This window comes from Actinospineispora spinosispora DSM 44797 (genome assembly GCF_000429025.1).
Classification (GTDB): Bacteria; Actinomycetota; Actinomycetes; order Mycobacteriales; family Pseudonocardiaceae; genus Pseudonocardia; species Pseudonocardia spinosispora.
In genome coordinates, this window is record NZ_KE386833.1 from 400,913 (window position 1) to 421,898 (window position 20,986).

22 protein-coding genes are annotated in these 20,986 nt (G+C 70.5%); 14 read left to right on the forward strand and 8 right to left on the reverse strand.

Annotated elements, in window-relative coordinates:
• The first annotated feature begins 85 nt into the window (after window positions 1-85).
• Window positions 86-349, forward strand: a complete 264-nt coding sequence (locus tag G406_RS0125520) for a hypothetical protein (protein ID WP_028935944.1) — start codon at window positions 86-88, stop codon at window positions 347-349.
• An 82-nt stretch (window positions 350-431) separates the two neighbouring features.
• On the opposite strand, the gene G406_RS49860 is transcribed toward G406_RS0125520, so the two are convergent.
• Entirely contained in the window at window positions 432-1,514 is a 1,083-nt protein-coding gene (locus tag G406_RS49860; RefSeq protein ID WP_051342830.1) for a cupin domain-containing protein, read from the reverse strand.
• Window positions 1,515-1,759: 245 nt separating this feature from the next.
• Between G406_RS49860 and G406_RS49865 the strand changes: the two genes are divergently transcribed.
• The 13 genes from G406_RS49865 (at window position 1,760) to G406_RS54540 (ending at window position 17,006) form a co-directional block, all read left to right on the forward strand.
• The gene (locus G406_RS49865; RefSeq protein WP_051342678.1) at window positions 1,760-2,605 is read left to right on the forward strand and encodes an FAD binding domain-containing protein; all 846 of its coding nucleotides are present in this window, start codon (window positions 1,760-1,762) and stop codon (window positions 2,603-2,605) included.
• Window positions 2,602-3,099 carry a (2Fe-2S)-binding protein gene (locus G406_RS0125535; protein ID WP_028935945.1) on the forward strand — a complete coding sequence of 166 codons (498 nt, stop codon included), beginning with the start codon at window positions 2,602-2,604 and terminating at the stop codon, window positions 3,097-3,099. Before G406_RS49865 ends, G406_RS0125535 begins: the two co-directional genes overlap by 4 nt.
• Window positions 3,096-5,495: a xanthine dehydrogenase family protein molybdopterin-binding subunit gene (locus G406_RS49870; protein ID WP_051342679.1), complete on the forward strand. Its 2,400-nt coding sequence runs from the start codon at window positions 3,096-3,098 to the stop codon at window positions 5,493-5,495. Before G406_RS0125535 ends, G406_RS49870 begins: the two co-directional genes overlap by 4 nt.
• 25 nt (window positions 5,496-5,520) lie before the next feature.
• Window positions 5,521-6,531 carry an LLM class flavin-dependent oxidoreductase gene (locus G406_RS0125545; protein WP_037078401.1) on the forward strand — a complete coding sequence of 337 codons (1,011 nt, stop codon included), beginning with the start codon at window positions 5,521-5,523 and terminating at the stop codon, window positions 6,529-6,531.
• A 39-nt stretch (window positions 6,532-6,570) separates the two neighbouring features.
• The gene (locus G406_RS58520; RefSeq protein WP_028935947.1) at window positions 6,571-7,032 is read left to right on the forward strand and encodes a nuclear transport factor 2 family protein; all 462 of its coding nucleotides are present in this window, start codon (window positions 6,571-6,573) and stop codon (window positions 7,030-7,032) included.
• A complete protein-coding gene (locus G406_RS0125555) occupies window positions 7,029-7,811 on the forward strand; it encodes an alpha/beta fold hydrolase (protein WP_028935948.1) in 783 nt (260 codons plus the stop codon). The genes G406_RS58520 and G406_RS0125555 overlap by 4 nt, the downstream gene beginning before the upstream one ends.
• Window positions 7,808-8,719 carry a DUF1028 domain-containing protein gene (locus G406_RS0125560; protein WP_028935949.1) on the forward strand — a complete coding sequence of 304 codons (912 nt, stop codon included), beginning with the start codon at window positions 7,808-7,810 and terminating at the stop codon, window positions 8,717-8,719. Before G406_RS0125555 ends, G406_RS0125560 begins: the two co-directional genes overlap by 4 nt.
• Window positions 8,716-9,912, forward strand: coding sequence for a M20 family metallopeptidase (locus G406_RS0125565; RefSeq protein WP_037078404.1), 1,197 nt, complete (start codon window positions 8,716-8,718; stop codon window positions 9,910-9,912). The genes G406_RS0125560 and G406_RS0125565 overlap by 4 nt, the downstream gene beginning before the upstream one ends.
• Window positions 9,913-9,963: 51 nt before the next feature.
• Complete coding sequence (locus tag G406_RS0125570; RefSeq protein WP_028935951.1) at window positions 9,964-11,043, forward strand: S-methyl thiohydantoin desulfurase family protein; 1,080 nt, start codon at window positions 9,964-9,966, stop codon at window positions 11,041-11,043.
• Window positions 11,040-12,431 (forward strand): hydantoinase/oxoprolinase family protein, encoded by a 1,392-nt coding sequence (locus G406_RS57325; RefSeq protein WP_028935952.1) that lies wholly within the window; start codon window positions 11,040-11,042, stop codon window positions 12,429-12,431. Before G406_RS0125570 ends, G406_RS57325 begins: the two co-directional genes overlap by 4 nt.
• Window positions 12,428-14,029 carry a helix-turn-helix domain-containing protein gene (locus tag G406_RS0125580; RefSeq protein WP_028935953.1) on the forward strand — a complete coding sequence of 534 codons (1,602 nt, stop codon included), beginning with the start codon at window positions 12,428-12,430 and terminating at the stop codon, window positions 14,027-14,029. The genes G406_RS57325 and G406_RS0125580 overlap by 4 nt, the downstream gene beginning before the upstream one ends.
• Window positions 14,030-14,158: 129 nt before the next feature.
• Window positions 14,159-15,808, forward strand: coding sequence for a PucR family transcriptional regulator (locus G406_RS0125585; RefSeq protein WP_028935954.1), 1,650 nt, complete (start codon window positions 14,159-14,161; stop codon window positions 15,806-15,808).
• Window positions 15,809-16,079: 271 nt separating this feature from the next.
• Complete coding sequence (locus tag G406_RS54540) at window positions 16,080-17,006, forward strand: coiled-coil domain-containing protein (RefSeq protein ID WP_156935162.1); 927 nt, start codon at window positions 16,080-16,082, stop codon at window positions 17,004-17,006.
• Window positions 17,007-17,095: 89 nt separating this feature from the next.
• On the opposite strand, the gene G406_RS0125595 is transcribed toward G406_RS54540, so the two are convergent.
• The 7 genes from G406_RS0125595 to G406_RS0125625 all read right to left on the reverse strand — a co-directional run bounded on the left by G406_RS0125595 (window position 17,096) and on the right by G406_RS0125625 (window position 20,923).
• Window positions 17,096-17,914, reverse strand: a complete 819-nt coding sequence (locus G406_RS0125595) for an IniB N-terminal domain-containing protein (RefSeq protein WP_028935956.1) — start codon at window positions 17,912-17,914, stop codon at window positions 17,096-17,098.
• A 162-nt stretch (window positions 17,915-18,076) separates the two neighbouring features.
• A complete protein-coding gene (locus tag G406_RS0125600) occupies window positions 18,077-18,463 on the reverse strand; it encodes a VOC family protein (protein WP_037078409.1) in 387 nt (128 codons plus the stop codon).
• 2 nt (window positions 18,464-18,465) lie between these two features.
• Complete coding sequence (locus G406_RS54545; RefSeq protein ID WP_051342680.1) at window positions 18,466-18,867, reverse strand: STAS domain-containing protein; 402 nt, start codon at window positions 18,865-18,867, stop codon at window positions 18,466-18,468.
• A gap of 206 nt (window positions 18,868-19,073) precedes the next feature.
• A complete protein-coding gene (locus G406_RS0125610) occupies window positions 19,074-19,415 on the reverse strand; it encodes a hypothetical protein (RefSeq protein ID WP_156935163.1) in 342 nt (113 codons plus the stop codon).
• A gap of 154 nt (window positions 19,416-19,569) precedes the next feature.
• Window positions 19,570-20,226 carry an HAD family hydrolase gene (locus G406_RS49890; RefSeq protein WP_051342681.1) on the reverse strand — a complete coding sequence of 219 codons (657 nt, stop codon included), beginning with the start codon at window positions 20,224-20,226 and terminating at the stop codon, window positions 19,570-19,572.
• Window positions 20,223-20,696: a PTS sugar transporter subunit IIA gene (locus tag G406_RS0125620; RefSeq protein ID WP_028935959.1), complete on the reverse strand. Its 474-nt coding sequence runs from the start codon at window positions 20,694-20,696 to the stop codon at window positions 20,223-20,225. Before G406_RS0125620 ends, G406_RS49890 begins: the two co-directional genes overlap by 4 nt.
• Complete coding sequence (locus G406_RS0125625; RefSeq protein WP_028935960.1) at window positions 20,693-20,923, reverse strand: PTS sugar transporter subunit IIB; 231 nt, start codon at window positions 20,921-20,923, stop codon at window positions 20,693-20,695. Before G406_RS0125625 ends, G406_RS0125620 begins: the two co-directional genes overlap by 4 nt.
• Between the last annotated feature and the right edge of the window lie 63 nt (window positions 20,924-20,986).

Consider the following 20,986-nt stretch of genomic DNA (forward strand, 5'->3'; position numbering starts at 1 on the left):
TCTGACTGGACGGTCGCGACCGGATAAGAAGCCCTACGTGGCCGGAGCATCCGCGCCGGCCGGGGGAAATGAGGAGGTAAATGTGATGCGCACGCTCGGACGGCGCACCGCTGTTGCGGTGGCCGCGGTTGCGCTGGGCGTTGTCGGGTTCGGTGGCACCGCTTTCGCCACCGGCCATCACCACGTCGACGGCGAAGGTGGCAGCGGAGGCAACGGCGGTAACTCGAACGCCAACTGCGTGATCCCGCTGGGCATCTCGGCCGGCGTCGTTGGCCAGGGTGGCAGCAACACGCAGTGCACCTCCAACGCCGGTGACGCCGGCGAAGGCGGCGACGGCGTGGACAAGTAGGAAGCCCGCTCCCTAGCCAGCTTCTGACGGATGCAGGTCCCTGGATGTGTCTGGGACCTGCATTCGTCGCGAACGGGCCGTCCTAACGAGGGGTGAAGACCCCGGTGACCTGTTGCGGCGCGTCCAGCGGTTGCTCGCGGTAGAGACCGAGCGCGCGCAGCACCGGCGAGTCGCTCAGGGTGAACAGGTCGGAGCGCCGGTCGGCGTGATGTTCCACCGCGGACCAGGAGGGCACCACGAACATGTCGCCGGTCGCCCAGTCGAACCGGCGGCCGTCGATGATGCTGTGGCCGGCACCGTCCCTGACCACGAACGTCCAGTTCCCGGCGCGCCGCACCCCGGAGGTCGTGCGTCCCGCGAAGACCCGCTGCATGCCGCAGGCCAGGGTGGGCAGAACGCTGCCGCCGGAACGCGGGTTGACGTACTCGACGGACACCGACGGCTGTTCCGGCCGGGCGGCCGCCTCGGCGTCGAGGCGGGCGTCGGTGTCGGTCCAGCGGTAGATCAGCAGTGGGGAATGGGTCGGGTCCAGCACGTCGTGCACCACACCGGAGGTGTGCGCGGCGCGCCCGCCGAACCGTCGCTCCGAGTCGTTGCGCGCCAGGACCTGCTGGTTGGCCTCGGGGTGCGGTTCGAAGAAGATCGCGTCCAGCGCCAGGACCAGGGGGACGTCCAGACCGTCGAACCACAGCATGTTCCGGTCGGTCGAGTTCAGGTGGTCGTGCCAGTTCATCGAGGGGGTCAGCACCAGGTCGCCCGCCCGCATGTCGCAGGCGTCGCCGTTGACCGTCGTGCTGACGCCCTCGCCCTCCAGCACGAACCGGATCGCGCCGGGGCTGTGCCGGTGCGCGGGCGCGCTCTCGTGCGGACCGAGACACTGGATTCCACCCCACAGGGTGCCCGCGACGTACGGGCGCCCGGCGAGGCCGGGATTACGCAGGCTGAGTACTCGTCGTTCGCCGCCGCGCTCGATCGGAACGAACTCGATCGCCCGCTCGGCGAGCGCGCGGTACACCTCCGCCCGCCACAGCCATGGCCGTGCCTTGGGACGCGGTGTCGGGGTCAGCAACTCTTCGGTGATGGTCCACAGCGGCGTCAGGTCGACCGCGTCGAGGTCGCGGTACAACCGCGCCAGTTCCGCATCGGTGTGCTGCTGCACGGTCATCGGTGCGTTCGCCTCCAGGTGATTCTGTGCCCGCCCGATCAGCCGTCCGGCCGGGTGCAATCAGGACACTAGTTGCTGGAGCGAGGTCGAAGAAGTCGTACTGTCCGGCGACCTTCGCGAAGTTTCGTGCCGACTGGGCACCGTGCACAAGGCCGTCCGGGAGATTTGTCGGCCACGCCGAAGAGGAGCGATCGTCCGCGCTTCTACGGTCTGAGCACTGCACGACGACCGAGCGGAGGGGATCGATGCGGCCGGTGCCGTTCGAGTACCTGGAACCAGTGACCGTGGAGCAGGCCTGTGCCGCGCTCACCGGGCGCGCGGTCGTTCTCGCGGGCGGGCAGAGCCTCGTCGCGCGGCTGAACACGAGGGAGTCCAGACCGGACGTGGTCGTCGCCATCGGGCGCATCGCCGAGCTCACCACGATCGAACTCGCCGACGGGATCCTGCACATCGGTGCGGCGGTCACCCAGCGCGCGGTGCAGCAGGCGCCGTGCGCGGCGCGGGTGCCGGTCCTGCTGTCCGCGCTCGACCATGTCGGGCACGTGCCGACCCGCAACCGGGGCACGGTGGGCGGCAGTATCGCGTTCGCCGACCCGGCGGCCGAGCTCCCGGTGGTACTGCTCGCGCTCGGTGGTTCGGTCACCGCGGCCTCGTCCGCCGGGACGAGGACCGTGGCGGCGAGTGAGCTCTTCCTCGGTGCGTTTCGCACCACGCTGGACCCCGGTGAGCTGCTGACCTCGGTGCGGCTGCCGCTCCCTGCGGACGGCACGCGGTGGGCGTTCGCGCAGCGTGACTTCCGCAGGCACGCGAAGGTCTCGGTCGTCGCCGGCGGCGACGACGACGGGCTGCTCACCGTGGCGGTCGCCGGCGTGACCGACCGGCCGGTGCTGCTGGCCGACGCCTCGGCGTTGCTGGAGAAGGCCGGCGGCACGTCCGAGGGCGTGAAGCTCGTCGCGGACGCCGTGGCCGACCTGGTCACCCCGAACACGGACCCTCTCGGCTCGGTCGACTACCGGCGGCAGCTGGCCGTCGCGGCGACCGTCTCGGCCGTCGGACGGGTCGTGTCCGCGGGCGACGAGGTCGCGGCGTGAGCGCCAGGCAGGCACGGCGCCCGGTGTCCGTGCGAGTCAACGGCGACGACGTCGAGGCGCTCGTCGAACCACGCACACTCCTGGTCGACTTCCTGCGGGAGAAGGCCCAGCTGACCGGCACGCACACCGGCTGCCACCAGGGATGGTGCGGCGCATGCACGGTGCTGATGGACGGGACCACGGCGCGGTCGTGCCTGACGCTGGCGGTGCAGGCCGACGGCGCCGAGGTGACGACCGTGGAAGGCCTTGAGGACCCGGACGGCACCCTGTCGCCGCTGCAGCAGGCGTTCATCGAGCACTTCGGCTTCCAGTGCGGCTTCTGCACGCCCGGATTCGTGGTGCTCGGTACGGAGATCCTGGCGGAGGCCGAGGCGGGAGCGACGTTCACCCGGGCCGAGCTGCAGCGCAGGCTGGCGGCCAACATCTGTCGCTGCACCGGCTACCGGGGAATCCTCGACGCGCTCGAGGCGACGCTGAGCGAGGTCGTCAGATGACCGCCGGCACGGCCCGCTACGTGGGCACCGAGGTGACCTCCCGCAACGGTGCCCGGTTCGTCCGGGGCGCCGGCCGCTACACCGACGACGTCCATCTGCCCCGCGAGGCGACCCTCGCGGTCCTGCGCAGCACACACGCACACGCCCGAATCCGGTCCATCGACACCTCGGCGGGGCGGGCACTGGACGGGGTGTTCGCGGTCGCCACCGGAGCGGAGCTGTTCGACCGGATCGGGCCGCAGAAGTACCTGTGGGACCTGCCCGGCCAGAAGGTGGGACCCGGCAGGCCACTCGCGGCGGGCAAGGTGCGGCACGTCGGTGAGCCGGTCGCCGTCGTCGTCGCCGTCGACCAGTACGTGGCCGAGGACGCGCTCGACCTGATCGTCGTGGACTACGAACCGCTGCCGGTGGTCAACACGGTCGACGACGCGCTCGCCGAAGGCGCGCCACTGCTGCACGAGGAGTGGGGCACCAACGTCGAGGTCACCGCCGCGTGGCCGACCGCGCTGCCCGGCCTGCCACCGCCCCCGGACGCCGGTGCCGCGCTCGCCGGGGCTCACCTCGTCGTCACCGAGACGTTCACCAGCGCCCGGATCGTGGCGACCTCGATGGAGGGTCGCGGCGTGGTGTGTGACTACGACCCGGCCGGCCCCAGCCTGACGATCTACACCTCCACCCAGTCACCGCACCAGATCCGGGAAGCCGTCGCGCTGATGATCGGCGTCCCGGAGCACCGGATCCGGGTCATCGCACCGGACGTCGGTGGCGCGTTCGGCATGAAGGCGGTGCTCTACCCCGAGGAGGTGCTGGTCCCGTACTTCGCGCTGACGCTGCGCCGCCCGGTCCGCTTCGCCGAGCAGCGCGACGAGTCGTTCGTCGCCTCGACCCCGGCCAGGGCCCAGCGGATGACGCTGGAGCTGGGGTTCACCGAGGACGGCCGGGTCCTCGGTCTGCGTGCCCGCTACACGATCGACCTGGGCAGCGCGCCGTCCAGCTGCGGTGCCGGGACCGGGTGGGTGACGGGTGCTCTGCTCGGCGGGCCGTACGCCGTGCCCTCGGTGGACATTCAGGCGACGGCCGTCGTCACCAACAAGACCCCGCTCGGTGCCTATCGCGGCTTCGGCCAGCCCGAGGCGAACTTCCCGCTCGAACGGCTCATGGACATCGCGGCGGGCCGTCTGGGAATCGACCGGATCGAGCTGCGCCGCCGCAACCTGGTCGCCGCCGACGCATTCCCGTACACCACGGCGACCGGCATGCTCCTGGACAGCGGCGACTACCCGGCGATGCTCGATCTGGCGGTGCGCAGGCCCGCGTATCTGGCGGCACTGCGTGAGCGCGACCAGGCCAGGGCCGAGGGGCGGCGAGCCGGGATCGGGCTGGCCTTCTACAACGAGTGCACCAACTTCGGGCCGTCCGGGCTGTTCCCACTGATCGGGATCAGTACCGGCGGCTGGGATGCCACGACGATCACCGTCGAACCGGACGGTCGGATCCGGGTCGCCAGTGGTCAGACGCCGATGGGCCAGGGCGTGGAGACGGCGTTCGCGCAGCTCGCGGCCGACGCGTTCGGTGTCGACATCGACGACGTCGCGGTGCAGTTCGGGGACACCGCGTCCAGCCACTACACGGCGTACGCGAGCGGGGCCAGCCGTGCGGCGGGCATCGGCGGGTCCTCGCTGCTGGTCGCGGCGGGCAAGGCGATCGAGAAGATGCGGGCCATCGCCGCGCACCTCATGGAAGCCGACCCCGACGACGTCGAACAGCACGAAGGTGGCTTCCGGGTCCGTGGGACCGGGACCGCCCCGGTGTCCTATGCGGCCGTCGCGTCCGCCGCGTACCAGGGCGGGAACCTGCCGGCAGGCATGGAGCCCGGCCTGCAGGTCATGGGCACGTTCGACCCGCAGGCACTGGGTTTCTCCTACGGCGTGGCGATCGCGCTGGTCGAGCTGGACGAGCAGACCGGCGAGGTCACGGTCAAGCGGCTGATCTTCGGGCACGACTGCGGGACCCAGCTCAACCCTCGCATCGTCGCCAACCAGGTGATCGGCGGCGCGTTGCAGGGCCAGGGCGCCGCGCTGCTGGAGCAGCTGCTCTACGACGACGCGGGCAGGCCGCTGGCCACCGCGTTCAAGGACTACCTGGTGCCGCTCGCCACCGAGATCCCGGAGCTCGACCTGTTCCACACGGAGACCCCCACGCCGTTCACCCTCAACGGCGCGAAGGGCGTCGGTGAGAGCGGGGTGATCGCGGCCCCGGCGGCGATCGTGAACGCCATCCAGGACGCGCTGCCTCCGGACGCCGAGCAGCTCACCGAGATCCCGGTGCTGCCCGAGCGGGTCCTGCGGGAGCTGAACCGACCGACCCCACCCGGCCACAACCCAGTCCACACGTGAGCTAGAGCGGAGATGACCAGTCGTCATGGTGAGCGAACAGAACAACACACGGATCGGGCTGCTGCTGGGCAGCACCACGCCGCCCGAGCACATCGCCCGCCTGGCCCGTGAGGTCGAGGACGGTGGCTTCGGTGAGCTGTGGATCCCCGAGGACTACTTCTTCCTCGGTGGTATGTCCGCGGCCGCGATCGCGCTCGGCGCCACCGAGCGGATCCCGGTCGGGACCGCGGTGGTCTCGGCGATGGTGCGCCACCCGGCGTTGCTGGCGATGGAGATCGCCACCCTGGCACGGGCGTTCCCGGGCAGGCTGCGGCCGGGCATCGGGCACGGCGTGCCCGGATGGACCGCGCAGATGGGTCTGACCGTCTCCTCACCGATGAGCGCGCTGCGGGAGACGATGGTCGGCGTCCGTTCTCTGCTCTCCGGCGAGAAGGTCACCGACCAGGGGCGGGTGCACAGCTTCGCCGAGGTCGCACTGACCCACCCACCGAGCGAGCGGGTGCCGCTGTACGGCGGGGTGCTGGGCGACAAGGGCATCGGCCTGGTCGGTGAGCTGGCCGACGGCCTGGTGGTGAGCGTGCTCGCCACCCCGGAGTACGTCGCGGCCACCAGGGAGAAGCTCGACAAGGCAGCGGCATCGGCGGGCCGGGACTCGCGCCCGGAGATGGTCGTGCTCGTGGCGCTGAACGTCACCAGGGACGCCGCCCAGGCCGCCGCGACCCGCGAGGCGATCAAGCCGATCCTCGCGTTCTACCTCGCCGCCACCGGGCCGAACCCGCTGCTGGCCTCCATCGACGGTAACGAGCGGCTCGCCGAGATGCTCACCCGGGGCGGCCCCGAGGTCGTCCACGCGGAGATGCCCGATGAATGGGTCGACGCCATGTCGATCACCGGCAGCACCGAGGGCGCCCGGACGCGTCTGCGCTGCTTCTTCGACGCCGGCGCCGACCGGGTCGTCGTGGTCCCGCTCGTCGAGGCAGGCGCCGAGGAGTCGCTGGCCACCGTTCGTGAGCTGCTGGCCGACTTCCCGGTCTGAGCAGCCGACCCGGTTCCGATTTCGACACGAGGAGATGTCATGTCCGATGTAGACACCGACGCCGCCGCCGTACTGAAGGTGCACAACGGTTGGCTGGCGGCCAACGTCGGCCTGGAGGCGAACTCCATGCTCGGCTACTTCCCGGAGGGCGAGGGCTACCTGCAGTTCAACCTCAACGGGTTCACCTACAACGGGGTGCTCGACAAGGCCAAGCTGTGGAACAACCTCAACGCGGTGGGGGTGGACATCACGCGCATCGAGGACACCAGCGAACCGGTCGTCCAGGTGTTCGGGGACGTCGCGCTGCTCACCTCCGAGGGCGAAGCAGAGCTGCTGCTGCCCAGCGCGACGGGAAAGCTGGAGTCCTCGGGAGCGACGCGCTTCCGCAACACCGAGTTCTACCGGCGCGACGACGGCACGGGCGGCGCGGACTGGCGGATCTGGCACATGCACGTCAGCGAGGCGGCGCCCGAGGGCACCCTCAAGTACGGGACAGAGTGAGTACGACGACGGTCGCGGGCCCGGCAGGTGACCTGTCGGTCGTCCTGTCGGGCGAGCCACCGAGGGACGGCGCGATCGTCCTGGTGCACCCGATCAACACGGCCGCCGTCGTGTGGGAACGGGTGGTCGCGCTGCTCGACCGCCCTTCGGTGACGCTGGACCTGCGTGGTCACGGACGGTCCACGATGGCCGGGCCGTTCACGATCGAGGCCGGCTACCTGCCCGACCTCGTTGCGGTGCTCGACGCACTGAACCTGTCCTCGGTGCACCTGGTCGGCGGGTCGTTGGGCGGGCCGATCTCGCTGGCGGCCGCCGCGCTGCACCCGGAGCGGGTACGCAGTGTCACGACGTTGGGGTCGACGCTCGGTACCGGGGTTCCCGACGAGGCGATCGCCGCGATGATCGCCGAGCTGGAGGCCAAGGGCACCGACCGGTACTTCGAGGAACTGGTGCCGACGATCGTCGGCACCGGCTACCGCGAGGAACGCCGGGTCCTGGACACGATGCGGGTCGCGGCGGGCGGCCGTGCGGAGTCCGTGGTCGCCGACATCCTGCGCGGAGCCTTCGGCGCGGACATCAGACACCTGGTCGACAAGGTCGACACGCCGGTGCTCGCCGTCGGCGGAAGCGAGGACCCGACGTGTCCGCCCGCGATGACCGAGGAGATCGCCTCGGCGACCGGCGGCCGGGCGGTCCGGTGGGACGGCATCGGCCACCTGCCGATGCTGGAGGCCCCGGAGCGGGTGGCGGAACTGATCCTGGAACAGGTGGATGGATGACGTACTCGATCGTCGCGCGCGACGCGGCCACCGGGGAACTGGGTTACGGCTCGCAGTCGCACTTCTTCGGAGTGGGCCGGCTGGTGGGCTGGGGTGAGGCCGGCGTCGGAGTCGCGGCGACCCAGGCGTTCGTCAACGTCGACTACGGTCCGGGCGCGATCGCCGGACTGCGTGCCGGTCGAGGAGCCCAGGAGGTCGTCGACGAGCTGACCGGCGCCGACGAGCTCAGTGCGTACCGGCAGCTCGGGGTCGTCGACGCCGAAGGGCACGCGGTGTCCTTCACCGGGACCAGCTGCGCCCCGACCGCCGGTGGCTCGGTCGGCGATGGGGTGGCGGTGCAGGGCAACATGCTCGCCGGCCCGGAGGTGTACCGGGACATGCTCACCGCGTACCAGCGGGCGACGGGGCCGCTGGCCGACCGGATGCTCGCCGCGATGGTGGCTGCCGAACGCGCCGGTGGCGACGTGCGCGGCTCGCAGTCGGCAGTGCTGCGGGTGTACTCCGGCACGCGTTCGGACACGCCGTGGCGGGAATCGTTGGTCGATCTGCGGGTGGACGATCATCCCGATCCGATCGGGGAGCTGGCCAGGTTGTTGCCCCGACAGCGGGCGTTCGACCTGATCGGGGAGGTGATCTTCGCGCCGAACCTGACGATCGGGCCCTACGAGGGCGTGTCCGCCGAGCTGCTCGCGGACAAGCTGACCGGTCTCGCCCGCGCATCGGAGCTGCTCGGGCCGGACAACCGGGAGGCCGACTTCTGGCGGGCGCTCCTACTGGCTCGTAGCGGCGAGCGAGCCGCGGCCCGCGCGCTGTTCGACGACCTGTTCGCCTACCGCCCCGCGCTGCGCGGGTTCCTCGCCGGAATCGGTCCGCTCGGCTTCCTCGACGACGTCACGGAGTATCTATGACAGCCGGCCCCTCGACGATCGACGCCGCGGCATCGGCGCGCGCCCGCGTGGACGTTCAGCGGTGCGCGGCGCTCGCCGCCGCCATGGTGCAGTGCGACACGCGGAACCCGCCCGGTGACGAGAGCTCGATCATCGGGTTGCTCTCGGACGTGTTGCGCGGCCTCGGGGCACGGGTGGAGACGTTCGAGCCCTCACCCGGCCGGACGTCACTGCTGGCCTCCGTCGAACACGGCGCAGACCGGCCGAACCTGCTGGTGAACGGTCACCTCGACGTCGTCCCGGTGGTCGACAAGGACTGGTCGGTGCCACCGTTCGGTGGTGTCATCCGCGACGACGTGCTGTACGGCAGGGGCTCGTGCGACATGAAGGGCGGCATCGCGTCGGCGATCGAGGGACTGCGCGCGTGTGCCGACGCCGGTGTCCGGCCGAGCTGTGACATCACGTTCCACCTGGTCGCCGACGAGGAGACCGGTGGCCGGTGGGGGACCGAGGCACTGCTGAGAGCGGGCCGTATCTCGGCCGACGCCGCGATCGTGCCCGAGCCGAGCGAGCTGGGGGTGTGCGTCGCGGAGCGTGGCGCACTGCTGGCCGAGATCGTCGTGTCCGGGCGCGCGGCGCACGGCAGCGACCCGGCGCGCGGCAGGTCCGCGATCGGGGACGCCGCGCGGCTCGTACGTGCCGTGCAGGAGGCCGACCTCGGTGACCCTGCCCACGCGCTGCTCGGCACGCCGACCTGCAACGTCGGGGTCATCTCCGGCGGGACCGCACCGAACATCGTCGCCAGCTCGTGCACGTTGCGAGTGGATCGCCGGGTCCTGCCCGGCCAGAGCCGCGAGTACGCGGTCGAGACACTGCGCGCGGCGTTGGACGGAGCAGGAACCGACATCGACTACCGCCTGGACGTGCTCGCCTTCGTCGAAGGCTCGGAGCTGGACTCCGCGCACCCCTTCGTGGGCTTCATGCGGGCGGCGACGAACCCCGGCAGACCGGTGCGTGGCCTCTACCTCGGCACCGACGCCCGGTTCCTGCGCAATCAGCTGGGGATCCCCACCGTCGTCTACGGGCCGGGGTCGATGACCGTGGCGCACACCGCGGACGAGTACGTTCCACTCGCGGAGCTCGGCGACGCGGCGCGCTCGTTCGCCACCGCCTACGCGACGTACCCGGTCACCGGCGTCCACCTCACCCCGTGAGTGTTGCGGCCGCCCAGGACCGGCCGCAACACTCACGGGAGATACCGGCCGATGCGCTACATCACCGCTGACGACGTGGACGACCTCGTCGTGGGCGCGGGCGTTCTGGGCAGCGGCGGGGGCGGCGACTGGTACGCGCCCAGGCAGATGCTGATCGCCGCGATCGAGCGTCACGGCCCGGTGCCGCTGGTGGACCCGGCCGATCTCGACCCGGCCGCGCGGCTCCTGCCGATCATCTCGGGAGGCGCACCGCCGGTACTGATCGAGATGATCCCGGGAACCCGGGAGAGCGCGCTGCTTCGGGCGACGGTCGAGGATGCGCTGCACGAGCGGTGCTCCGCGGTGCTCCCACTGCAGATGGGACCGGTCAACGCGGTGATCCCGGTAGTCGTCGCCGCCCAGCTGGGGCTGCCGTGCGTCGACGCCGACGCGATGCTGCGGTGCTTCCCGATGGTGGAGATGACGCTGTTCACCCTCGCGGGGCTGTCGCCGTCCCCGCTCGTGGTGGTCGACGCGATGGGTGCCGCCGCGGTGCTGTCGGCGCCGGACAACAACACGGTGTCCGCGATGCTGCGCAGCTGCCTGCCGCACATGGGCCTGGTGGCGCTGGGCAGCGCCTACCGGATCACCGCCGGTGAATGCGCCCGCATCGCTCCGCGGGGCGGGGTGAGCCGGTGCCTGCGAATCGGGCGCACGTTCCGGGAGGCGCAGAGCGACCCGGACGGCGTCGGTGACGAACAGCTACGCGACTGTCTGGACGCGATCGGCGGGGTACTGCTGTTCACCGGCTTCGTCGCGGAGCTGTTCCAACGCACCACCGACGGGTTCCCGCGTGGTGTGCTCAGCATCGAGTCGTCGGAGGATCCGTCGTCGGTGCTCCGGGTGGACTTCCAGAACGAGAACCTGGTCGTGGCCAGGGACGGGATCGTTCTGGCGACCGTCCCGGACCTCATCGTCCTGCTCGATCTGGACACCGGAACGGTCATGCAGACCGTCGACGTGGTCGTGGGCCAGCGCCTGCACGTGATCGGCGCGCCGGTCGGCGACCGTTGGCACACCGGGGCGGGCACCGCCCTCGTCGGGCCACGGGCGTTCGGATACGACATCGACCCGGTGCGGGTCGGCGCATGAGCGAGCTGCGGCTGGGTGTGGACATCCGGGCCCGAGGTGCGACCGGGGTCCTGCTGGACGTCGACGACACGATCCTCGCCGAACTCACCGTTCCCGGCCCGGGCGCGCCGGCCGACCTGCTGCGCACGGTCGTCGGCGACCTCGCCGACGATCGGCGCACCGCGATCGGCGCCGTTGTCATCGCCAGCTCCGTCCCCGCCGAGGGGCTCACCGTGCCGTCCGAGCTGTCCCGGGTGGGGGTGCTCCGGATCGGGGCGCCGGCCGCGACCTCGGTGCCGCCACTCACCGGCTGGCCGGCGGAGCTCACGGTGCCGGTCGGCGGCCCGGTGGCGATGATCAGGGGAGGGCATCGCTACGACGGCGAGGAGCTCGCGGCGCTCGATCTCGACGGGGTCGCCGAGTTCGGTCGTACCTGCCGGGGTGTCGTCGGCGCCGTCGCGGTGAGCGCGATCGACTCGCACGTCAACGCGCTGCACGAACAGCGGGCCGTGGCGCTGCTGAGCGACCTGCTGGGTCCTGGCGTACCGATCATCGCCGGCTACCGCGCCGGAGGTTCCGGGCTGCTGGAACGCGAGAACACCGCTGTGCTCGACGCCGCGCTGGCCACCCGGGCACGCCGGTTCGTCGAGGACTGTGGCGCGGGCCTCGCCGAGGCGGGGGTCGCCGGCGACCTGTATCTCACCGGCGGCGACGGCACGGTGGCACCGGCGTCGTGGGTCGCGGACCATCCGCTGCACACGTTGGACGCTGTGCACGGCGCCGCGCGAGCCGGGGCCGCGCAGCTGACCGGACGACGCAGCCTGGTCGTCGTCGACGTCGACGAGGAGCGGGTGAGGATCAGCGCGCAGTCCGGCGGGCTGCCGGTAGAGACGGGAACACCGACCGTGATCCGGGGCGTCCGTCTCGGTACACGGCAGGTGCGCGGTGTGGAGGTGGACCACTCGGGCCCGTCGGCCCGACGTCCGGCGACGGTGCGCAGGGTGGCCCGGGCAGTGGAGCGTGTGCGGGCCGGCCTGCTCGAGGTGCCGCTGGTCATGGTCGGTACGCGAGCCGACACGGTCCCGGCGCCCACCGGGATGGAGGTGCTGCGGCCGGTTCACGCTGCCTGTGCGTCGGCGGTCGGGGCCGCGGGCGGTCAGGCGTCCGGGTCGGTCGATCGCCTGTTCTGGCTGGGCGGCGACGGCATGGCCGAGTGTGTCGAGGCGGCCCGTGTCGAGGCGAAGGACGCGGCGATCCGTTCGGGGGCGGATCCCGCGCGGCTGACCGTCGGCGACGTGCGGGAGGCACTCATGACCTACGTCCCGGTCGGCTGCGTCCGGCTCCGGGTGACGGCGACCGGCCCGATCATGTCGGCCCCGGTGGGTCCGGTCGAGGAGGCGAGCCGGTGAACGGTCGGGCCGTCACTCTCGGCCAGCTGCTGGCCATGGGGCTGCTGCGGGAGCACGAGGTGCTAGGCGGTGCGGGCGGGCTGGACCGCCCGGTCCGCATGGTCGTCCCGGGCACGACGGTGCACGGCATCGGCGACCTCGCGCCGAACAGTGTGGTGGTGTTCGGTCCGGACCAGCTGGCCCTCGACGAGCTCGGCACCGATCTGGCGCTTCGCCTGGCACGCAGCGCCGGGCTGTCCGGCATCATCGCGCACCGGCCGTCCGGCAAGGTACCGCTGGTCACCCGCAGGCTCGCGGACAAGCTGAACCTGCCGCTCGTCGGTGTCGACGAGGTGGCGCCCGCCGCGGTCGCGGCCACGTTCGACCCGTACGTCCGTGCACCCGAGATCGCCGGCCTGCGCATCCTGGGGACCACTGCTCAGCGGTTCCAGACCCCGCCGACCAGCGCGAACGAGCTCACCAGGACGTTGAGTCAGACCCTGGGCGGCCCGGTGACACTCGTCGACGGCCGCGCCGGGTTCGTCGCGGGGGACAGCGAGCTGCACCGGCTGCTGGCCGAGCCGGAGATCCGTGCCCGGCTCGGCGGTTCGCAAGCCGGCGCGAGCACCGTCTCGCTGGGCGAGGCGGACGCGCTCCTGCTGCATCCGGTCCGCCTGGAACGTGCGGGGCAGGCGAACTTCTGGCTGGTCGCCCGCCTGCACACCGCGACCGGGGCGCTACTGGAACCGCTACGTCAGTCGCTGGCGATCGCGGCGCTGTCCTTCGCGGTCTACGTCGCGGGCAACACGGCGGCATTGGAACGGGAGAGCCGCGCGCGCTCACTGTTGCTGGGAGAGGTGCTGGACCAGACCGAGGCGCCGTCGCCGAGAGCCGTGGAACGTGCGGCGGCTCTGGGCTGGCGGTTGGCGGGCTGGCACACCGCCGTCCAGATCGCGGTCAAGGAGTCCGGTGGGACGGCGAGACCGGGGGAGCTGATGGCCGAGCTCGAGGAGGAGCTGACCCGGGGCGGACTGACCGCGGCGCTCGTCGAGCGGCCGGACGGGTGGGCGTTCTGGACCACCGCCCAGTCCGAGCCGGACTCGGTGGATCCCCGGCCGCTCCTCGAGTCGGTGCGCTCGGCCCTGCTGGCGGTGGTGCGCGAGCACGCCGGACTGTCGCTGTGTGCGGGGATCGGCGGAGCGTGGGCGGGTACGTCGGGTATCCAACGATCGCTCGACGAGGCTCGGAGGGCATGCCTGCTGGCCATGACCGAGCACGGTGTCGCGCCGGTCGAGCACGTCGACGCGGTGAGTATGAAGCGCCTGCTGGTCGGCTGGTACGCCTCGGGCTCGCTGCGTTCGGTGGCCGCCGAGATCGTGACCCCGCTGCTCGAAGCGGACCCCTCCGGCGAGCTGGTCCGGACGTTGAGGCGTTACCTGGACCAGGAGTCGTCGGTGACCGAGACGGCCGCCCTGCTCGGAATCCACCGCAACACGGTCATGCAGCGCATGGAGCGGATTCGGACGTTGCTGCCGGTCAGCCTGGACGATCCCGACGACCGCATCGTGGTCCATCTGGCGACACGTGCGGTGGGCATCGACTGGGACGAGCACTCTTGATCCACCGTTGTGTGCAGAACGCCCACTCGGTAGGCGAATGCAGGGCGTAATGCCCACTGACTCATCGTGGTCGGGTTCGTAGTCTTCCGCACAAAGCTCCAGCTGGGCGGTAAGGCGGAGGGTGGTCCCATGTCGCTGGTGGACGAGCGGACTCGGCACGTCGACGAGCAGGTGACCTCGCTGCTCATCGCCGAACCCGCGCGGTTGCGGGATCTGCTGAGCGGCTCCGGGCGTCGCGGCTTCCACTTCGCGGCCGCTCCGAGGGGCTTGGACCGTGAGGTGCGTGGGGTGACGATCTGGGATCCGCTCACGCCCGACCCGCTGCGCACCGGGGACCTGGTATTGGCGACGACCCCGGGCATGTCTCCCGAGATGGTGGGACGCGTGCTCGGCGAGGCGGAGAGCGCGGGCGCCTCGGGAGTACTCGTGAAAGGTATCGAGGACCTGGCGGCCGCGCGTGCGGTGGCGGAGCGTGCGGGTGTCGCGCTTGTGGTGGCTGACGACGAGCTGTGCTGGGACGACATCTGTCTGATGGCGCGCTCGGTGATCCCCGCGGCGCGAGCGGGACGGTCCGCCGGAGCGGGGTGGTCGGGTGGGCTGTTCGAGCTCGCGGAGACCGCTGCCGCACTGCTGTGCGCGCCGGTCGAGATCGCCGACGCCGAGCTGCGCGTGCTCGCGTTCGCCAACCTCGACCACCCCGTCGACCGGCTGCGCACCGAGTCGATCATGTCCAGGCGGACGCCCGAGTACGCGCGGGCTTGGCTCGCGGCCTCCGGCGTGCTGGGCAGGCTCCGCTACGGCAGGCGCCCGGAGCTGGTGTCGCTGCCGGATACCGCTCCTCGGCTGGTCGCGCCGGTCGTCGTCCGGGACGCGGTGGTGGGCTACGTCAGCGTCGCACAGGCAGACAGGCCGCTGGGCAGCGCGGACCTGCCCGTGGTCGTGGACCTCGCCCACGCCGTCGCGAGCCGGATGATGAACGCGCCGGAGCCCGGACGCCACGAGGATCTCGTGCTCGGCGACCTGTTCAGGGGCGTCCTGCTCGGGCGTGGAGCGCTCGACGTGCTCGTCGAGCGCCTGGCGGAGCGCACGCGCGGCACGGTCGTCGGTGACTGGTGTGTGGCGGGCTTCGCCCCACGTTCACGGCGCGAGGTGCTCGACCAAAATGACTCCGTGGTGGCCTCGTGCGCCCGGCTGCTGTGCGGCGGGGCAACCGCGACGGTGCTGGACGGCCGCGTCATGGTATTGCTGCCGTACACCGGAACGGCCGAGGTCGGCAGGCTCGTCGAGCTGTTGCGCTCGCGGTACTCGGCGCAGCTGGGGACGCAGCTGGTGGCGTGCATCGGAGAACCGTTCAGGACTCTCCGGGAGCCGATGACCCTGGTGCGCAGGATGAGCAGGGGACTTGCGGTCCTGGGCGCCGGGAGCGGGGTGGAGGTGTCGACGCTCGCCGAGCTGAGGCCTCGGATGCTGATCGCGGAGCTCGGTGAGGTGGCGCTGCACTATCCGAGCCTGGTTCGCGGCGTGCTCGACGTGCTGCGGGACACGGACTCCGTGCGCAACCGCGAGTACCTGGACTCGCTGCTCGGTTACTTCGACGCGGGATGCGACGTGAGCGAGGCGGCGAAGCGGCTGGGGATCCATCGCAATACGCTGTACTACCGCTTGCGGCGGGTCGAGACCCTGTGCGGGTTCGAGCTGGACAATCCGATGGACAGATTCACGGTCGAACTGCAAGTGCGTGTGCATTTCATAACAGCTACTCGCGCACAGTTACTTTGATCTTCACTTCTGTCGCATCCACCACGTGAGTGATATGGCTGTACGCCTACACGGTTGATCGATTTCATACGTAAGAGTGGCATAATTAAGCTGTAAACTACTTTTGGGTGTACCCTTTGGCGGCTCCCACTGCTCCACTAAGGTCACTCTTATAGACAGAGATATATCGGGTCTTGGAGAGTGATGCGCTCGCGGGCCGTACGCCCCGGGTCACTGACAACGAAGAACCGGGGGGTTCCTTGTGTCCCACAGCAACACCGTGCGGCTCCCGATGGTAGAGGAGTCGGCGGAGTCGGCCCAGGGTAATACGTTTGACCTGGTCAGGCGTGGCTATGACCGGCGGCAGGTGGACGACCACCTCGCGGCGCTGGCCACCCAGGTCGCGGAGCTGAAGGTCGCGCACCAGCGGGAGAGCCGCAGGGCGGAGCGCGCCGAGGGCGAGCTGCAGAACGCGCGCGTGCAGATCGAGCAGCAGGCCGCGACGGCCGCCGAGTCCAGTGAGAGCGGCACGGCCCAGGGCTTCGGCTACCGGGTCGAGAAGCTGTTGCGGACCGCCGAGAACGAGGCGTCCGAGGTTCGCTCCAGCGCGGCGCGTGAGGCGACCGCGTTGCTCGAACGGGCCCGTGAAGAGGCCGAGAAGCACCGCCACGAGGTCGAGCAGTCGCTCATCACCCGCACCTCCGCGCTCGATCAGGAGGCGGCGCAGCGCAAGGTGGAGCTGGACGAGCGCGAACGCCAGATCGCGGAACAGACCTCGGCGGCTCGTGAAGAGGTCGACCGGATGTTCGCCGAGGTGCACCGCCAGTCCGAGCAGCAACGCCTCGAGGCTCAGGCGCGCATCGAGCAGGAACGCGCGTCGGCCGAGAAGTCCATCCGCGAACGGCACCTGGCCGCCGAGCAGGAGCTGGGCCGGTTGCGCGGGCTGCACGAAGAGGTGCGCGGTCAGCTGGCCCGGTTGCTCGACTCGCTGGCGACCGAGTTCGGTGGCACACAGCCGCACATCCCACAGCCGCAGCAGCGCTCCCGTCCCGCGCAGCAGTCGCACCGCCCGAGGCCCCAGCCGCACCCCAGGCAGCAGCGCCCCGCTCCGCCCGCCGCGGCGGCGCCCCGGCCGGTGGAGGAGTCCGCCCCGGTGGCCGTCACGGGCACCACCCCGGTCGACACGGTGGAGACCCAAGCGGTCCGCACCGAGGCCTGACCCGCTCGCGCCCCACGATCACCACCGCCTCAGGGCTGATCTCCGACGGAGAATCAGCCCTGAGGCGGTGGTGATCTTTGTTCGGGGTGTCAGACGTGCGAGCTGTAGTCGTGGCTGTCCTGCAGGTCCGCGCTGTTGTGCGAGTTGTACGCGTCGTGGTTGTCGGTGTGCGACGAGTCCTCGTAGTTGCTGTGCTCGCTGTTGTCCGACTCGTGCTGGTCCGCGTAGGTGTCCGAGTAACCGCCCGCGCCCGCCGCGTTGACCGAGGTGTCGCCGGAACCGGAGTTGTGCGCCACGGTGTGGGTGTCATTGTCGGTGGCGTGGCCGTCCGCGTCACCGTTGCCGGTCAACGAGCTTCCGTCACCGAAGCGGGAGTGGTCGATGTCGGTGCTGCTCGCGTCGCCCGAGCCGAACGCGGTGTTGTTGCCGTCGCCGGTCTCGGCGTTGTTGTCGTCGCCGACCACGTTGCCGCTGCCGGGGGTGATCGTGCTGTCCCGGATGTCGCCGGCCGATGCCACCGCGCCGTCACCGGACGCGACCACCGGGTCGTTGTCGATGTGCTGGTCGAAGTCGCCACCGCCGGTGTCGATGTCCTGGTGGATCGACTGGTCGATGTTGGTCTCGTGCTTCTCGACCGTCGTGTAGTTGTTCGTGATGTAGCGGTTGAGGTAGTGCGGCGCGGCTTCGCCGTGATGGTGCCTCGGCGGCGGGGAGTGGTCCGAGTGGTCGGAATGCGCGGGCTGGCTGTCGGCGGCGACGCACAGGACGTCATGCATGTCGGCGGCCGAGACGTTCTCGAAACCGTGGTCGGACGCGTACTTGTCGGGGTCGGCCCGGAACGCTTCGCGCGCGTCTGGATCGTTGAACAGTGCCAGAATCCAGTCGAGCAGCGAGGTCGAGGTCGTCATCTACGATCATCTCCTGGTGGGGAGCCAGTCTCACATGTGACCAGCGTTAGAGCTGTGCACACGCTATGTGACCAGCTCACTCACAAGATCGAGAAACAGCCGACCAGGTGACGCCCGACCAGGTTGTTTGCAGCGGAAACAATCTTTCGGGTGGTTGCGAACTCAGCTCTCGGATGCCAAGCACAGGCAGAAGGGGTGCCCGACCGGATCGAGATAGACCCGGAACGTCGTGCCCGGTTGGACCTCCGCCTTGCGCGCGCCGAGCGCCAGGACCTGCGCCTCGCCGGCGTCGAGGTCGGGGACGTCGAAATCCAGATGCGCCTGCTGCGGATGTTGCTGGCCGGGCCACTCCGGCGGCCGATAGTCGGCCACGCGCTGGAAGGCGATGGTGACGGCCCCGTCGGCGACGAGCTCGACCCAGTCGTCGTCCTCGCCGTCCTGAGCCTGGGGACGTACCGGCCAGTCGGTCAGCCGGGAGTAGAACTCGGCCAGCGCGTGCGGATCGGGACAGTCCAGGGCGGCGACGGTGAACCGGGCGATCGGCGGCATCGTCAGCTGAAGGTGAGCGGCGCGGTCGTCCGGCTGAGCGCGTGCGGAAGGTCGTCGAAGCAGGGCAGCTTCTCGTGCGGCGCGCACAGCCGCAGCACTTTCGCCGCGGGGCTGCGGCCACCGATCAGCGCGAGCTTGGAGCCGTCCGTGCACGTGCTGGCGAGGTCGTGCAGGCAGCTGACACCTGCCGCACCGAAGAACGTCACCTGGGTGAGATCGATGAGTAGGTAGTGCGGCGCCCGGCTGAGCGCGGCACGCAGCTGCAGCTGGAAGTCAGGTGCCGTGGCGATGTCGATCTCGCCCACAGCGGTGCACACCTCGGTGGAAGGCCGGGGTGAGTGCAAGGTGACCGTCAACATGGAGATACCACCGGGGTCCGGGTAGCGCACGTCGCGTAGTGCCATACGCCGACGCCTCCTACAGTCCCGCCGGGACAGTGACGAGCCAACATGGGCGCGCGGCTGTTGCCCGGCATGGCCGGGTGGATGTGAAAGCTGATGACACTGACGTTACGGGAGAACCGAGCGGAGTCAAGTGGCCGTCACGGTTTGCTCCGTCTCAACTCGGTGTCGGCACCGTGATGTGACGGAGTGGGATCGGTCGTCGCAGGTCAGTCCGATTTCGGGGTGTTGGTGATGCTGCGGCCGTTGTGGGTGGAGGTGCCGTTGGCCCCATCGGCCCCCTTGCTCGAGTGCCCACCCTTGGCGTTCGACTGCGCGCTCTTGGACTTCGGGTTCTCGGTGCACTGCAGCGGGTTGGCGAGCTCGAGGTTCGGCTTCTCGTTGCAGTGCGCCGTGGCGGTACCGGCCTTGCCGTCCGCTCCGCGGTGGCTCGATCCGCCGCTGCTGTCGTCATCGTCGCTGGCATACGCCATGCCGCTGAACAGGACGGCGGACAGCATGACTGTCGCGGTGAGTGTCGTGGCGAAGCCGGTCTTGCTGATGCGGCTCATGTGCATCCCCTCGAGAGGCCGTGCTCGGTAGCTGCCTGTCTCCGTGCGGTCACTAGCTGTACTCGGACCCCTGTGAGCTGTCCATGCGGCCGGGCCCCGTTCATCCGACCGTCCGGCAACACCACGCGATGGGGTAGATGTGACGAGTGGGAGGCTACCGCGCGGAATTCAGTGCCCTCAGCCCGGCATCCAGACGCAGGTCGGTGACCGTTCGGTGAGCGCCGGCGGCGCGCAGCTCCGCTGCCGAGGACGTCGTGTCGATCCCCACGACGTCGCCGACCCCGGCGTCGACCAGCGCCTGTACGCCGGACGGTGAGTCCTCGACCCCGGCACACGCGGAGGGGGCGAGTCCGAGCTGCTCACAGGCGCGCAGGTACCCCTCGGGTGACGGCTTTCCGTGGACGATGTCCTCCGCGGTGACCACCACCGAGATCAGCTCGCGCACACCGAGGAGCTTGTTCAGCACTTCGTCGGCCCAGTCGGTTCCCGCGCTGGTCACGACCGCGATCGGTCGATCGGCGCGGCGCAGCGTGGTGAACAGCTCGACCGCGCCCGGAACGATCTCGACGGTGTGCGCCATCGCCTGCGCGTCCTCCGCGAGCGCGCGGAGCCCCACCTCGAGATCGGTCCCGCTCCATGGTCCGGGTACGTGGGTGAGCACGTCGCGGGCCCGGCGCCCCATGAACGTGCGCTGGTACTCCTGCTGCGAGACCTCGATGCCCCAGCTGGCGAAGAACCGTTGCCAGGTCTCACGATGGACCTTCTCGCTCAGCACCAGCGTGCCGTCGAGGTCGAGCAGCACCCCGGTCACGCGTCCGCGCCCTTCGTCCAGCTGAACAGCGGAGCACCGGCCGCGACGGCCGTTCCGGCGGCGATGTCGCCGACGCTGTCGGCGGGGGACTCGACCACCACGACCGGGCAGATCGCGGACAGGCCGCGTTCCCGTACCCGGGCCGCGTCGAAGGTGACCATCGGCGCCCCCGCGACGACCTCGTCACCCTCGGCGACGTGCACCGTGAAGCCGTCGCCGCCGAGCGTCACGGTGTCGATGCCCAGATGGACCAGGACGCCGGTTCCCGACGTCCCGACCACGATGAAGGCGTGCGGGTGCAGCTTCACGAGCTTCCCGCTGATCGGCGCGACGACGTCGACGGCGTGTGCGTCGGGCAGCGGCTCGATGGCGGCACCCGACCCGATGAGCTGGCCGGCGAACACCGGATCCGGTACGTCGGCGAGAGAGGTCACGGTGCCCGCGAGCGGGGCCGCGACCGCGAGGGTCACAGCAGGTCCTGGATGTCGTCGGCGAGCGAGTCCGCCTCCGGGCCGACCACCACCTGCACCACCTGGCCGGCCTGGACGACGCCGAAGGCGCCGGTGCGCTTCAACGCCGCCTCGTCGACCAGCCTCGGGTCCTTGACCTCGGTGCGTAGCCGGGTGATGCATCCCTCGACCTCGACGATGTTCGCCGCGCCACCGAGACCGGCCACGATGTCATCCGCTTTCGACATGTCTGCTCCCTTGCAGGGTGCGTTGCGCACCCCGGCCGATGTCAGAACCGAGAAGATGCCAGA